The organism is Nitrospirota bacterium, from assembly GCA_040757335.1.
In the GTDB taxonomy this organism is placed as follows: domain Bacteria; phylum Nitrospirota; class Nitrospiria; order 2-01-FULL-66-17; family 2-01-FULL-66-17; genus JBFLXB01.
The window spans coordinates 1-14514 of sequence record JBFLXB010000021.1 but is presented as its reverse complement, the minus strand read 5'-3'; the positions used below and the strand labels follow the sequence as shown (position 1 = coordinate 14514).

Here is a 14514-nt window from a genome sequence, read left to right as displayed (position 1 = left end):
CCTTCCTCGTTGACGATGTTTCCGCGGTCTGCCGCGTGAGTCGCATGCGGGGGGGCGCGGTTTCCGCAGCGGCGCTCCTGGCGGCCGTGGCGGTGGCGACGGGCGGGTACCGGGATGCGGCGTGGGGCGCCGTCGAGATCTTCCCGAACACCGCGCTTTTTCGGCCGCTGCTCGCCGACCCGCGAGAAGCCCAAAGCAGTCTTCGTTACCTCGTGAATTCCGGAAATGCGCGCGGCCAGGCCGCCTTCGGGGATACCTTCGGCCTGGTGCGGGTCGGGAGCGCGCTTCCGGTGCAGTTCGGGCTGCAGGGCTCGGTGTACACGCGCTTCAACCGCGACCCTGATTCATCCGGATTTCTCGACATCAACACCGCGGACTACACCTTGTTCCTGCCCTTGGACGTGAAGTTTGACGGATGGGTGCTGCGGACCGGAGTGGGACACCTCAGCTCGCACTTTGGCGAAAGCGAAGTGCAGCGCCAGATTCTGGCCGGAGACGCGCTGTTCTATGACGAACGGTTTCTGTACCGACGGGACTATGTCCGGATGATCGCGTCGTGGGATGCGACGGAATCGCTCCGACTCTACGGCGGGGGGAGCGTCGCCATCCACGTGAGGCCGAACGCCCCGCGGACCACCCTCCAGACCGGGGCGGAGTGGCGTTGGGCGCTTCGTCCGCTGGGGAGCATCATGCAACAGTGGTACCTCGCAGCGGACCTTCAGTCCTGGGCCGAGTCGGATTGGGCTGTGAATGCCAATGCGGAGGGAGGCCTGCGCTTGGCGCGAGGCGATGGAACGCGCGCGGTCCGCATTGCCGTGTCAGGATACGCCGGTCGCTCGCTCCAGCGCATCGTGGCGTCCGAACGCGAGCGGTACGTCAGTTTCGGGCTGGTTTTCGAATTTTAAGGGGGCGCTACCCCGCCTCGCGGGTCAGCAAGCGGGTCAGGTCTTCGGGGAGGCGGCGAGGCCTGCCCCGTTCATCGACGCAGACCAAGCGAGCGGCGCCTTCGACGATGACGCGGTCATCTCCAGAACGTCGAATGGCGTGGCCGAACGTCAGGCTCGTGCGCGTCGCGTCCACGACGGCGGTCTCGATGTCGAGCAGGTCGTTATAGCGCGCGGGCGCGTGGTATGCGACCTCTGCGTGCGAGACCACGAACAGCAACCCCGCGGCCGCGTAGGCCGCAACCTCGAAGCCGCGTTCCCGCAAAAATTCCGTGCGCGCCCGCTCGAAGTACCGCAGGAAATTGGCGTAGTACACCACGCCGCCGCAGTCGGTGTCTTCGTAGTACACCCTGATCTGCATCAACGGTCTCCGACCCGCGTGCCGCTGGCGGCGACACGAACCAATCCCTTGCGCCGGACCCCGCACGCCATGTAGCGGGTCGTGTGTACAAGCGCAAACGCACCGGCGCCGGTCGCGATAATGGCGCCCGCCTCGCCCCCGATCCGACGGCGCATCCACGCCAGAGCGCGCTGCCCGGCGGCCCGCGGCGTCCGCCCCAGCGCCAGGTCGCTTGCGATGAGGCGGGCGAGTGCCCCTCGGATGATCGCTTCGCCGACTCCGGTCATCGACACCGCGCCCGCGCCGTCGTCCGCGTAGGTTCCCGCTCCGATCAGGGGGCTGTCGCCCACGCGTCCCGGCAGCATGCGACGAATTCCGCCCGTTGAGGTCGCCGCGGCCACGTGACCCGCTGCGTCGCGCGCCACCGCTCCCACCGTACCCGTGTCGGCGGCACGCGGCGCAGCGAGCCGTTGGTAAAGCCCCTTCCACGAGAGGCGGCGCCGGGGCGTGGGCCCCGCCCATGCCGGAATCCCGTGGTGACGGGCCAACCGTCGGGCCCAGGGTCCGGCCAATAAGACGTGGGGTGTGGCGTCCATGACGCAGCGAGCCACGCGCACGGGATTCAGCACGCCCTCCAAGGACGCCACGGCGCCGGCGGCGAGGGTGCGTCCGTCCATAATCGAGGCGTCCATGCGCACGATGCCGTCCAGTTGGCGTTGGGAACCCTTCCCGGCGTTGAATCGTCCACTGGCTTCGAGGACGACCACGGCGGCTTCGACCGCGTCCACGGCCGAGCCGTCGCGCGCGAGAATCTCAAAGCCGGCGGCTAGGGCGCGACGGATCTCGGCGACGGCGCGCGACGATGGCCGTCGTGGCCCGCACCCGCCGTGAACCAGGATCACGAGCCCGCGATCCGCGCCCGTCACGCCGCGGACTCGGGTTCCACGCGACCGCCCATGTGCGCGGCAAGGAACCGCTCGGCGACGGCGTAGAACTTCAGGCGGTTCTCGGGTTTGGCGAAGCCGTGTCCCTCGTCCGGGAACAGGAGATATTCGTAGGGAATGCCCTTGCGTTTCATCGCGTCGACGATCTGTTCGGACTCCGACTGCTTCACGCGAGGGTCGTTCGCGCCGTGGGCGATCAGGATCGGCGCTTTGATGCGATCGACGAAAAACAGCGGCGAGCGGCTCTTGAGAAATTCCGACTCGGTCTCCGGGTTGCCCACCCGCCGATGTTCGATGGCCAAGAACGTCGCCCAATACGGCGGGATCGTTTCGATCATGGTGATCAAGTTGCTGGGCCCCACCACGTCCACGGCACAACAGAACAGCTCCGGCGTGAACGTGGCCCCCACCAGCGCGGCATAACCGCCGTACGACGCGCCGTAGATCGCCACGCGGGTGGGGTCGGCGATCCCCGCAGCGATCGCCCAGCGCACCGCGTCCACCACGTCATCGTGCATCTTGCCGCCCCACTCCTTGTCGCCCGCGTTGAGAAATCGTTTCCCGTATCCCGTGGAGCCCCGGAAGTTGATCTGCAGACACGCATAGCCCCGGTTGGCGAGCCATTGGGCCTCGGGGTCGTAGCCCCAGGTGTCGCGAGCGTGCGGCCCGCCGTGCACGTTCACGACCAGCGGCAGCCTGCGCCGCTCCAGACCGGGCGGATACGTGAGGTAGCCCTGCAGGGTCAGTCCGTCGCGCGCCATGAGCCGGATGGGCTCCATCGGCGCCAACGTGTAGGTCGTGAGATCCGGCTTGCTGTAGAACAGAAATCGCCCGTGTTTCGCGGACCGGTCGTAGGCAAAAAACGCGGCGGGTCCGTTGTCGGCGGTGAACGCCACGATCCAAAGCCGGTCGGCGTGGTCGCGGGCGGTCACAGAGAAATCCCCATGATGGAGGCGTCGGATCGCCTCGAAGTCCGCGCAGATCGCGTCGTCGAGCACGGTCCACTCGGTTCGCGCACGGTCAAAGGCCACGGCTTGGATCTCGTCGGTATCGGGGTGCACGAGCACGGCGCCGATGTCGTAACGCGGGTCATGGGCGATCAGGCGCGTCGCGCCCGTGTCCAAGCGCAGCTCGATCAAACGATTGGTGTCGCTGTCACGAGAATCTTCCAGGTAAATCGCCTGGCCGTCGTTCGAAAAGCCCACGGGCTGGCTGGTCAGGCTGTCGTCCGCGCTCCACGTCAGCAGCGTCTTCCACGGCGAGTCATGGGTGTTGCGGATCGTCAGCTCGAATCCGCCGTCCGGCGTGGCTTTGAGCGCGCCGCGCACCTGAAAGCGCGCGTCCGTGACCCAGGACGCCACGTCGCCCGGATTTTTGGCGACCAGGTGCAATTCGCCGGATCGCAGATCGAGATGATAGACGTCGTGGTATCGGGCGTCGTCCTTGTTCATTCCGATCAGCAGTTCGTGCGGAAAGCGTTTGTCGCGATCTACGATCTGAACCTGAACCTCCGGAAACGGGGTGAGGTCGCGCACCGCCTTGGTGTCGATCGCCACGGCGTACAGCCGCCAGTTTTCGTCCCCTCCAATGTCTTGGAGGTAGAGGATGTGTTGCCCGTCTGCGGCCCACAGATAGAACCGGATACCGCGGTCGCGGTCGTCGGTGACCGGGCGGGCCTCGTGCCCATCGAGCGAGCCTACCCACACGTTCAAGACGTTGTTCACCGGCGCGAGGTAGGCGAGACGCGTCCCGTCGGGGGAGATCTGCGGGCTCGTTTTGACCGGGTTGCCGAACAACACTTCCCGAGGAATGAGCGGAGGTTGGCCCGCGGTCATGGTCGGGTGTGGGGCAGGTGAATCAGCGCCATCTCCACGGCCTGCCTCGCGTAGGCCCTGCGGGTGAGGTGGCCTCTCGTCAGCACGCCGATTGCGCCCTCCGCGGCACCCAGGCGCGAGTTATTGCTCAGACCCGCTTTGACGAACGCCTGGGTGATGTCCAGGCCTTCTTCGATGACGAACCGGGTCACCTCCGCCGGGTATTCGAACGCCGAGGCCAAGCCCAAATGCTCCCGGTTCCCATCAAAGATCGCACACGCGCAGACGTTCATATACCCGCTCTGGGTGTACGGCACCGCGAACAGCCCGTCTTCGATCCCCACGCTCAAATCGCAGTCCGCAAACGCGGATCGCGCGCGGGCGATCGCGCCGCGCAGCGTCTCGTCCAGCGAGAGCGGTTGTTCGCGGACGCTCGACGTCACGTTGCGAGCGCGGATCTCGATGGTCCCGAAGCGTCCCGACGCGGTAAATCCTTCGCGTACCGCGTCCAGTTTCACGGGGTTGATCGAGCCTACGGCGATGATTCGGCGCGGAGGCGTCACGAGCCGATCTGACCCGGTTGCGGCGTCACGGATTCGCCGAATTTCTTGCCAAGATCCACGAGGTACTCATCGATCGTGGCGGTTTGGTCGATGAAAAATCGCGACACGACCCGGAACACGGGGTTCGACACGTCGCCGTGCTCCGTGATCGTGACGCGGCTGCCGCGCTCCATGGGCGCGATCTGGTACACCCAGCGGCCGCCAAACGGCAAATCGGGATCCGTGATTTCCCGCACCAACCACGAAGGCGCGACCGACTCCACGGTGGCGAGGGTCAGCGCGTCACCGCCTTGATAATGCTCGCGCCAGACAGGGAAGCTGTTTTGAGCGGGCAACTGTTCCACTCGGACAACGTTGGGGCGCCAGGAGGGGACGTGTTCAAAGTCCGTAATGGCCTGCCAGGTCGCCTCCGGCGGCTGGTGCAATGTGACGGTCCGCGCCACCACGTGGCCGCGCGGCAACATGAGCCCGACAAGAGGAACCGCGACCAGAAACGAGATCAGAACCAGAACCGCGATGAAGGCGCGTTTCATGTCCCGCTATGCTAGGGATTGACGGGAGCCGTGTCAATCGTGAAGCGGCGTAGGCAAGCGCGTTACTTGGGCACGGTGATGGTCAACTCGGCGAGCACCAGACGCTCGGGGTCCCGGGTCGAACGAGCTTCTCGTAAGAGCACGCCCGCGTCCGGCCTGATGAGTCCGTCGAAGCTGACCGTTCCGTTGGTCAGGACCACGACCGGTTGGTCCAAGGCCACCGACTCTTGGTTGAGCAGCAGCGTGTAACGCGCGACGCGGTTGGTGCGAACCGCAATGGTGTTGCCCTCGATGCGAGCGTCTACCTGCGCCCAAGCGCCCTCTTGCAGCCGGGCGCTCTCCTCCTTGTCGGTTTCGGATGCCCAAAACGACGCGGCGCCGCGGCTCTCGTCGATCCTGATCCAATATAACCCTCCGGTATGATCGCGGTCGCGCACCACCGTGAGCACGCGGGGTACGGGCAGGCGATGGCGGACCGAGAGCCACTCGACCAGATCGGGTAGCTCCTCTCGCGGGAAAAAGTGGCCCCCGGCCATGGGGTGTTCTTTCTGGTGTTCTCGGTAGACGACTTGAAATCCGTTCTCCTGAAGGTAGGACACGAGTTCACGGCTGTACCGAACCGGCATGACGTCGTCGCGCGCGCCGTGGATGATGTAGAACCGCGTCGCGCGCGCGTTTTCCAACAGAGGGTAGAGCGCCCGCGGCAGAGCCGAGGCCATCGGCACCAGCGCGGCGAACCGGTCGGCGTGGTTGAGACCGATCAGAAACGTACCGGTTCCTCCGTTGGACATGCCGGTCAGGAAGACCCGGTCCGGATCGACCCAGTAGGTGCGGGACACGTCCGCGATCACGGCCATCACCAAGTCCTCGGCTTCTTTAGTCCACCACGCGCCGTCGTTAATCGTGGGGCAGGCCAACAGGAAGTCGTCCTGGAGGCGCGGCTGCCAGCGGTCCAGATAGGTCTCGCCTCCGAAACCAGCGCCGTGTAGGCAGACGACGAGAGGGTACACGTGTCCGCCGTCGTACGTTTCGGGAACATACAGCGCGTAATGGAACGTTTGCTTGCCGACCTGGATTCGGTGGCCGGGTTGTTTGCCCACAGGCGGCTGACCCGACGGCCGCGCCGCCAACAATCCGCGCAAGGCCGTTTCGATCTCATCGATGGGGTGTGTGGCCACCGTGGGCAGGAGCCGCTCGGAGTCCGCGTCGCTCGCGGCAAGGTATGCCGTGACTTCGGCCAGCGTGTCGCCATGGACGTGGGTCAAGACCCGATAACCCTGGCAGGCCGCGAGCGTCATGGCAACGGTCCCGGCGACCAGCAGGATCCACGTGGGCGGCCTGTGCAACGACGTGCACCGCACGACGCCACGGTACACGGGCGCCACGCCATTGTAAAGATGTCCAGAACCCGAGAAATCGGTGGCGGCGGGTTGGCAATTCCGTTACACTGGGGCCACGCGTTGGTCCGAGGGGTCGGCATGAGCTCCCGTGACGCCATCAATCCCCCAGCGGCATGGCAGGTTCCCGTCGGGGTCGCCATCTTCACGGTCACGGGCGTATTGGTGGGCCTCTATCTTCATCATTGGGCCACTGCCGTGGGCGGGGCGGTGTTCGGCGCGTTGATCGGCCTCGGTCTCGGCAAGCTCGGCGCGCACCGATTTTTCATCAGCGTGGCGGCTGGAACCGTGATCGGCGCATTGGTCGGGTGGGAGGCCGGCGGTCCGTCCGTGGTTCCGCTGATGGCCGGGACCGGCGGCGCCGTGGGCGGATTCGTGGGTATCACCATCGAGATGCTCACCGGCCACCGCCGGAACGATTGGGAGAAACGAGCCCCATGACGGCCGGAGGGGTAGCGCGGTTCATGGGGCGACTCTTCTTCGTCACGGGTTTCATCATCGCGATCTTTGGTCTTACCCGACACGACCGCTTTCTCACCAACGCCAGTCTGGCGCTGCTCGTGACCGGGATCGCCGCCACGGGCTTCGCACTGTATCGGCGCGTCAAAGACGCGCAGTCGGAGCACCGCCCGCACGACTAGCCCCTCGTCAGAGTTGGCGAGCTGTGGACGTTTCCCTGCGCCTGAGATCGTTACGAAGCCTTGGCGGGAATGTCGGGCGAGTAGAGTTGGTAGTTGTTGCGTCCCCGCGCCTTGGCCTGATACAGCGCGCTATCCGCGTGTTTCAGGAGTGTTTGGGCGTCGGTGCCGTCGACCGGATAACAGGCGATGCCGATGCTGAACGTGACCAACATCTGGTGGCCGTTCAAGTCCAACGGCTGCACCATCGCGTTCAAGATCTTTTGCGCGACCAATGCCACGTCGTCGATCTGCGCCATGTCGATGAGAATGATCGTAAACTCGTCGCCACCCTGGCGGGCCACGGTGTCACCGTCACGCACCGACGTCGCTAATCTGGCCGCCACGGTCTTCAGGAGCCGGTCTCCGGCGTCGTGACCCAACGTATCGTTGATGGTCTTAAAGCGGTCCAAGTCCAGAAACATCACCGCGACCAGACGTTTGTTCCACGCCGAGCGGGCCAGCGCCTGCTCCAGGCGGTCCGCGAACAACGTCCGATTCGGGAGGCCGGTCAAGGCGTCGTGAGTGGCCAGGTAATCCAGTCGTTCTTCGGTCCGCTTGCGTTCCGTGATGTCACGCATGATCCCGGTGTAGAATCGCTGCTCACCTTGCGTCCAGGTGGACAGCGACAGTTCGAGCGGGAACTCGCCCCCGTCTTTCCGTCGTCCCATCAGCTCCACCGTTTCCCCCGTCAGCCCCGATCCACCACTCGATGCGACCCGCGTCAGGGCCTCTTCCTGAGCCTGCCACGCGCGCTCCGACGTCAAGACGGATAAGGGCTGCCCCAAAATCTCGCTCTCGGAGTAGCCGAAGATGTTGCCGGCCGATTTGTTCCACACGACGATCCTCCCCCGCCCGTCGGCCGAGACGATCGCGTCGTGGGCGTGGTCGGTGACGGCCCGAAAATGCGCTTGGGCCTTGCGAAGCGCGTCGGTCATCTGTTCGGCCAAGGCCAACGCCCGTTCGCGTGTGGTGGTTAGGGACCACGTAATCCCGAAGAGCAACAGGCTGACCACCAGACCGCCGATCAGGACGATCATCGGTTCATGGTGGTATACGGCGTCGTCGAAACTCGGCCAGGTACTGAAGACGAAGGTCCACGGCCGTCCGCTGATCTCCGACGTGATGGTTTGCTGGAACGTCGGGCGATAGGGTAAGGGATCGCCGTCCAATTCATCCCCGTAAAGGAGACGGTCGCGTGCAGCCATGGTCCCGTCGAAGACCTCGACGCGAATGTCGCGGGCGGTCCTGCCGAGCACGCCGCTCATCAGGTCGTTCATCCGAAACGCGCCGTAGCTGAACCCCCACAACGCGGCGCGTCGTTCCTCGAAGGTGGCGTGGGGCATTCCGTGGCGGTAGATGGGGACGTACAAGAGGAATCCGGGCTGCGCGTCCGCCTCCGACTCCTGCACGAGTCTGACGCGTCCGGACATCGCAGCCTCCCCCGTGTCTCTCGCCCGCTCGATGGCCTCGCGGCGCACGGGTTCCGAGAACCCGTCGTAGCCGAACGCGCGCAGGTTGCGGTCGGCGAACGGTTCGATGTAGGTGGCCACCACGTACTCCTCACGCTCCCCAGGCGGGGTGATCTGATAGGCGGGGAACCCGTTGCGACGCACTCCGGCGAGGTACGACGATTTATTCTTGCGGTGAACGTGCTGCGCAACGCCCACGGCTTGAATGCCGGGATGCCGTCGCTCGATGTCCAAACTCTTGACATACGCGCGCCACGATTCGCGATCAACGGAGCGCGACGCGGCGAACAGTCCTCGCCCCCCGATCAGAATCTGTTCGTAGTTCTCCATTCGATTGATGATGGCGGCGTGCGCTTGATGGACGGTCTCGTCGAACCGAGCGCGGGCCCGGTCGGTCACCCCGTCGGCGGCGACGGACCACGCCAATCCCGTGGCGGCGACCGACAGCACCAGAACGATCCAGGCGATGCGACCCGCGTGTAAGGAGCGCGCGCCATCCGGCGTGCCGGTGAGGTGGTCGCGCCACGCCGCAACCATGGTCGCTGCGCCGAGTATGCTGAGGCTCAACGCGGTGTGCGGCGCCATGGCGGTCGAGGCTCCCCAACGAACCCCCACGGCCATCATCGTGGCGTACAGCAGACCCACCGACAATGCGATGCCCAAGGTCAGCAGTCCGAGAGCGCCCACCAACATCGGGCGACCGCGGAACGGGGCGCGACGTCCGAGCAAGGCCAAGGCGCACCCCAGGAAGAACACGCACAAGGCGGCGTTGGCCCCCATGCGCCCCGGATACAACGTGCCCAGGTTGATGTCCGAGCGGTGGAACAGTTGGTCGATGCCGAGGTTGATCCCCCAACCGTACTGTGCCAGCGTGAGCACGCCGATTGCGATGGGCCACGATGCGCTGGCGACCACCACGCGTCTACGATCGAGGGCCAGCCCGACCAATCCGACTCCGCCGGACAGGACCGCGAGAGCGGTGTTGTATTGCATGGCGAAAAAGCCGGAACGGATCTGAATCAATGTCAGGTTCTGGGTGTGCCACCCGACCATCACGATCAGGCCCAGGATCGCGCAGGAGGCCCCTGCTCCCAAGAGAAAGGTCTGTTGCTGTCTGGTGAAGTCGACTGGTCGAGGCATCGCCGCCTTTACGACCATCGTGGGCTGGTCGGCCGCGGCGCGGAGCAGCAACCAACCGCCGCGGCCGCCGTCACGAGGTCGTTCGCGAAGGCAAAATCAGTATAGCGCGCACCTCGCAGCCAGCAAGCCGACGGGTGTCCGAAGCGGCAAAGAGGGGAGAACTCAGGAGGGCGACGGCGTCAGGAACGAGTTGGCCGCGAGCAGCCGGCGCACCCCTGGCGTGGTTCATAGTCCACCACGCCGCCCCGGCGGTCCACCTCGACGTGACAACAGGCCAAGAGCAAGGCTTTGAGCTGCTCGCGCCCACGCTGCACGCGCGTTTTGGCGCCGGAGACGGACAGCTTCAGGGCGCGGGCCAACTCGCGCTGGGTGCGGCCTTGGAGCTCGGTGAAGGTCAGGGCTTGGCGATACGGCTCCGGGAGTTGGTCGATCATGGGGCGAACGCACTCGGCGAGTTCGCTGAGCGCGGCGACCGGTTCAGCGTCGTCGGCGAGATCTTCGGGGAGATCAACGAATCCAGGGGCCGACGCCCGACTGCGGAAGTGATCGATCAGGGTGCGGCGCGCGATCTGAAAAATCCACGCCGGCAGGCGCTCGGAGTCGGCGAGTGCGCCGATCCCCGAGTGGATTTTGGTGAACACGATCTGGAGGAGATCGTCTGCGTCAGCGTCGTTCCCCACGCGTCGCACGAGGAACCGCCGTAGCGGCTCGGCGAACGCGGCCCACATCGCGTCGATCGACGAGGCATCAGCTCGTGGGCCGGTCGATTCGTCCTTCATCGAGGTCGATCAAGTCAAACAGACTCAGCGTCGCCACGTCAAAGCGCGCAGCCAACTCGGGATAAAGCTGGGCGCGGCGTCGTGTGCGATCAGGATCAGGGCGATACGCGTCGATCGCCGAAATCCAGGCGCGGTTCTCGTCCTCGGAGTGGGGCACGGCGTGTTGCTCAACCCACGCCAACACCGCAGCGTCGTCGGGGGCCGACAGAATCGCTGCACGCAGCGCCTCGCGGTCCAGGCCTGTGAACACGACGAATCTGCCGTCGAGCGTCCCGCTCTCGCCGAGAAGCTGCGGGAGGTAGGCCGGAGGCAGTGCGCCGCGGGCATGAAGGCGAACCTTGTCGATCAGTCGCGGAAGAAACACGTACCCACCCAGCGTGTCGCGGGGGGAGCGCAGCGGTGGGGGAGGGCTCACGCCGTCATCGTCGCGGAGCCCAGTCACCCCTCGAGCGCCTGGGCAAGGTCAGCGATCAAGTCGTCGGCGGCTTCGATGCCGATCGAGAGCCGGACCAGTCCGTCCGAGATCCCCAGCCGCCGCCGATCGTTGGCTGACATGCCCGCGTGCGAGGTGGTCGCCGGCCGTGTGATGAGCGATTCCACCCCGCCGAGGCTCGGGGCGCGAATGGGGAGCCTGACGCGCTCCAGAAGGCGGTCGGCTGCAGCTACGCCGTCGCGCAACTCAAGGCTCAATACCCCGCCGTATCCACTGAAAAGCTCAGCCGCGCGCATGTGATCCGGATGACTCTTCAGGCCCGGATAGTTGACGGCGACGACCGCGGGGTGTTGCGCCAGAAACTCCGCAATGCGCTGCGCGCTCGCGTTGTGGTGGCGCATGCGCACCGCGAGCGTCTTCATACCGCGGTGCAGAAGAAACGCGGCGTGCGGATCGAGCGACCCGCCCAAATGGTTAAGCCGGTGTGTGATGCGGGTGATCCAGACCTTCGCCCCGATCACCGCGCCGGCGACGATGTCCGAATGTCCGTTGAGATACTTGGTCGCGCTGTGCAGTGAGAGGTCGAACCTCACTCCGAGTGGCCGGAAATTGACTGGGCTCGCGAGTGTGTTGTCGATCAACGAGACCAGTCCGTGTTGTTTGGCGAACGCCGTGACCGCCTCCAGGTCCGCCACCTCCAGCAGCGGGTTGGTCATGGTCTCGACGTAGATCGATTTGGTGGTGGGCTTGAGCAGCCGCGCCCATGATCCCGGGTCGTTGGCGTCGATAAAGTCATGCGAAATGCCGGATGAAGGCAGATCCTTGGTGATCAGATCGTGTGTGCCGCCATACAAGCACGCCTGCGCCAGCAGGTGATCGCCCGATGAGAGGACCGTCAGCAACGTGGTGGAAATCGCAGCCATCCCGCTCGCCGTCACCAGCGCCGCCTCGCCGCCCTCGAGTGCGGCCAGCTTCTCGTGTAGCGCCAGATGGTTGGGCGTGTTGTTCAGACGGATGTAGGTGAGGTCGTCGTAACTGGCCTCCCCGCCATATTCGAAATTGGCGGATTGAAAGATCGGCATGGACACGGCCCCGCCGATGCGCGGGTTGGGCTCGCCGGCGTGAACTAGAAGCGTGTCGAGGCGGTCGGGCTGATGGGATGCGGTCATGAGAAGGTGCCTCCGGGAGACCCAGGATATGGCGAGCGGGTTCCTGGGGTCAAGCAAGAGACGATGGTGCGGTGGAACGGGGCGGTCCGGTAGCAGGCGTCACCTGGTGAGAGGAACTTCGGGTCGACACGGCTAGAAAAGCGGGCAGGGCGTGACTGTCAGGGGCTGACCTTGGCCGCGTGTCCGTCCGGCAAAGACAGCTCCCCGTCCCACAAGAACTGGAAGAGGGTCTCCCCAAGCCTAATGACGTCGCCGTGGACGAGCAGCGCGCGCGGGACCTTGACGTCGTTCACGAAGATCCCGTTTACGCTCCCCATGTCGTGGATCACGTAGCCCGAGAGGGTTCGGGAAATGATCGCGTGTTCACGCGACACGTTGGAGTCCCAGATCATGATGTGGACGTTCCGACCCCGCCCGAGGACGTAATGGTCTTCAGTCAGGGAACACTTCCAGCCTTCCAGGATGCCCTTGATCCCCTTCAGAATCGGGAACCACTGTGGCAGACTTCTGACTTCGTCCGGGACCTCCTCGGACTGAAGCGTCTGTTCCTCGTCAAACGAAGGATTCTCCAGCGGGGAGCCCACGCCCTGAAATCCTAGCAGAGCGAGGAAAGCGGTCAACCGAAATGACTTGGTCGGAGAGACTCTACTGCACTGTCTTTGCGCTTCTCACCATAATTTTGGTACCGTACCTCGATGAAGCGCTGCCCATATTGTGCCGAGGAGATTCAGGACGACGCGATCAAGTGCCGGTATTGCGGATCGTTTTTGAGCCCGCCCGGCAGGCCCAAACGTCTCTTTCGTTCGCGACGCGACCGCAAGCTGGCTGGCATCTGCGGCGGGATGGCCGAGTACATGGGGATCGATCCCACCATTGTGCGGCTCTTGTGGGTATTGGCGGCGTTTTTCTCGGTCGGCGTGGTCGTGCTCCTGTATCTCATCTTGATCTTCGTCATCCCGAACGAAGACGAACCGCAATCCCCTTCCCCGCTTTGACAAAGGGGGGGACTGGTCGCTCCTACAGGAGCGTGCGCTGGGCGGACGTGGCGTCCACCTCGATGGATGGCGGGGGCGACGCGGGTTCGATCGGGGCGTGTGCGGTCGAGTCGTCCACGCTCGCGAGCTTTTCTTCAAAACGCTCCAGCCGCTTGGCCGCGTCCTCGTATTTCCCACGCGTGTTTCCCAGGTGTTTGCCGAGCACCTCGAAGTCCTCCCGGAAGCGCTGGAAGTCGCCCTGTAACCGCTTGAGGTGCTGGATCATTTCCTGGGCGTTCTTTTCGATGCGCAGGCCCTTCAAACCCAACACGATGGCCTGGAGATAGGCGTAGAAGCTGTTGGGCGACACGGGAATCACCCGTTGCGCGAGCGCATACGCGCACAGGCCCTTGTCTTCGCCGAACGCGTCGTCTTTCAAGATCACCTCGTAATAAACGTTCTCAGCCGGGATGTACATGAGCGCAAAGTCGAACGTGCCCTCGTCGGGCAGGATGTATTTGGTTGCGATCGCGTCGATGTGTTTCTTCACGTCTGCGCCGAACTTTTTCTTGGCGGCTTTGCGGTCTTCTTCGCTTTCGCTGGCGATCACGCGGCGGAAGTTCTCCAACGGGAACTTGCTGTCCACTGGCACCAGGCCGTGGCCCAGGCTGATGGCCGCATCCACGGCCTCGCCGCTTTTGAACTTGTGTTGCAGCGCGTAGTGCGTGGGCGGCAGGATTTGAGCCAGAAGGTCCCCAAGAAACAGCTCGCCCAACACGCCTCGTAACTTGGGCGCGCGCAGGATCTCCTGCAAACCCGCGATGTCCTTTCCCACGTCAAAGACCCGCTCCGTGGCCTTGGTCAATTCTCCGAGATTCTGGCGGACCTCGCCCACCACTCGCGCGGCGTTGTCCAGCCGCGTGCCCATCTGGCCCGTGGCTTCCTGGACCTGCTTGCCGATGGCGACGAGCTGTTGATTGACCTGCGCGGTGATGACGCTGAGCTGGCTGTTGACTTGGGTGGTGATGCTGGCCAACTGGCCGTTGACCTCCTGGGTGACCTGGCCCAGGCGGTCGTGCAGGAGTTTGTTGCCGCCGGCTGACTCGCTGAGCTGACGGCTCACGGTGTCGATCTGTTGTTGGAGCAAGGGGGCGACCGAGTCAGGACGACGGCGAAGCAGCGCGAGCCCTCCGATCACCACCAACGCAGCCAGAAGGACGACGATCACCCAAACGGGATCCACGGCCGGATCGTAACACACGGCCCGCTGGAAACCAACCGGCGACGAGCGGTGGGGATGACGAAGAGAAAAAAGAGAGGGGCGCTGCGTGAGCA

General features: G+C 64.7%; 16 protein-coding genes. 4 read left to right on the top strand and 12 right to left on the bottom strand.

Annotated features, from left to right (window positions below):
- Positions 1 to 44 precede the first annotated feature (44 nt).
- Positions 45 to 905: a DUF1207 domain-containing protein gene (locus AB1451_11560; GenBank protein ID MEW6683540.1), complete on the top strand. Its 861-nt coding sequence runs from the start codon at positions 45 to 47 to the stop codon at positions 903 to 905.
- 7 nt (positions 906 to 912) lie between these two features.
- On the opposite strand, the gene AB1451_11555 is transcribed toward AB1451_11560, so the two are convergent.
- The 6 genes from AB1451_11555 to AB1451_11530 form a co-directional block, all read right to left on the bottom strand.
- Complete coding sequence (locus AB1451_11555; GenBank protein MEW6683539.1) at positions 913 to 1305, bottom strand: YbgC/FadM family acyl-CoA thioesterase; 393 nt, start codon at positions 1303 to 1305, stop codon at positions 913 to 915.
- A complete protein-coding gene (locus tag AB1451_11550) occupies positions 1305 to 2210 on the bottom strand; it encodes an isoaspartyl peptidase/L-asparaginase (GenBank protein MEW6683538.1) in 906 nt (301 codons plus the stop codon). The genes AB1451_11555 and AB1451_11550 overlap by 1 nt, the downstream gene beginning before the upstream one ends.
- On the bottom strand, positions 2207 to 4063 hold the full coding sequence (locus AB1451_11545; GenBank protein ID MEW6683537.1) for a S9 family peptidase: 1857 nt from the start codon (positions 4061 to 4063) through the stop codon (positions 2207 to 2209). The genes AB1451_11550 and AB1451_11545 overlap by 4 nt, the downstream gene beginning before the upstream one ends.
- Entirely contained in the window at positions 4060 to 4605 is a 546-nt protein-coding gene (yjjX, locus tag AB1451_11540) for an inosine/xanthosine triphosphatase (protein MEW6683536.1), read from the bottom strand. Before yjjX ends, AB1451_11545 begins: the two co-directional genes overlap by 4 nt.
- On the bottom strand, positions 4602 to 5138 hold the full coding sequence (locus tag AB1451_11535; protein MEW6683535.1) for an SRPBCC family protein: 537 nt from the start codon (positions 5136 to 5138) through the stop codon (positions 4602 to 4604). The genes yjjX and AB1451_11535 overlap by 4 nt, the downstream gene beginning before the upstream one ends.
- A gap of 62 nt (positions 5139 to 5200) precedes the next feature.
- The gene (locus tag AB1451_11530) at positions 5201 to 6514 is read right to left on the bottom strand and encodes a prolyl oligopeptidase family serine peptidase (protein ID MEW6683534.1); all 1314 of its coding nucleotides are present in this window, start codon (positions 6512 to 6514) and stop codon (positions 5201 to 5203) included.
- Positions 6515 to 6616: 102 nt separating this feature from the next.
- Here AB1451_11530 and AB1451_11525 point away from each other — a divergent pair, with 102 nt between their 5' ends.
- Positions 6617 to 6976, top strand: coding sequence for a hypothetical protein (locus tag AB1451_11525; protein MEW6683533.1), 360 nt, complete (start codon positions 6617 to 6619; stop codon positions 6974 to 6976).
- Positions 6973 to 7176 carry a hypothetical protein gene (locus tag AB1451_11520; protein MEW6683532.1) on the top strand — a complete coding sequence of 68 codons (204 nt, stop codon included), beginning with the start codon at positions 6973 to 6975 and terminating at the stop codon, positions 7174 to 7176. Before AB1451_11525 ends, AB1451_11520 begins: the two co-directional genes overlap by 4 nt.
- A gap of 50 nt (positions 7177 to 7226) precedes the next feature.
- Here AB1451_11520 and AB1451_11515 read toward each other — a convergent pair whose 3' ends face one another.
- The 5 genes from AB1451_11515 to AB1451_11495 form a co-directional block, all read right to left on the bottom strand.
- On the bottom strand, positions 7227 to 9824 hold the full coding sequence (locus AB1451_11515) for a CHASE domain-containing protein (protein MEW6683531.1): 2598 nt from the start codon (positions 9822 to 9824) through the stop codon (positions 7227 to 7229).
- A gap of 179 nt (positions 9825 to 10003) precedes the next feature.
- Entirely contained in the window at positions 10004 to 10603 is a 600-nt protein-coding gene (gene sigZ / locus AB1451_11510; protein MEW6683530.1) for an RNA polymerase sigma factor SigZ, read from the bottom strand.
- Positions 10572 to 11018, bottom strand: coding sequence for a DUF5069 domain-containing protein (locus tag AB1451_11505; protein ID MEW6683529.1), 447 nt, complete (start codon positions 11016 to 11018; stop codon positions 10572 to 10574). Before AB1451_11505 ends, sigZ begins: the two co-directional genes overlap by 32 nt.
- A gap of 23 nt (positions 11019 to 11041) precedes the next feature.
- Positions 11042 to 12205 (bottom strand): aminotransferase class I/II-fold pyridoxal phosphate-dependent enzyme, encoded by a 1164-nt coding sequence (locus AB1451_11500; GenBank protein ID MEW6683528.1) that lies wholly within the window; start codon positions 12203 to 12205, stop codon positions 11042 to 11044.
- A 158-nt stretch (positions 12206 to 12363) separates the two neighbouring features.
- Entirely contained in the window at positions 12364 to 12789 is a 426-nt protein-coding gene (locus AB1451_11495; protein MEW6683527.1) for an FHA domain-containing protein, read from the bottom strand.
- A 111-nt stretch (positions 12790 to 12900) separates the two neighbouring features.
- Between AB1451_11495 and AB1451_11490 the strand changes: the two genes are divergently transcribed.
- Positions 12901 to 13200 carry a PspC domain-containing protein gene (locus tag AB1451_11490; GenBank protein ID MEW6683526.1) on the top strand — a complete coding sequence of 100 codons (300 nt, stop codon included), beginning with the start codon at positions 12901 to 12903 and terminating at the stop codon, positions 13198 to 13200.
- Positions 13201 to 13222: 22 nt separating this feature from the next.
- Here the strand turns inward: AB1451_11490 and AB1451_11485 are convergent.
- A partial coding sequence (locus AB1451_11485) for a DNA recombination protein RmuC (GenBank protein MEW6683525.1) occupies positions 13223 to 14514 on the bottom strand: 1292 nt, incomplete at its 5' end.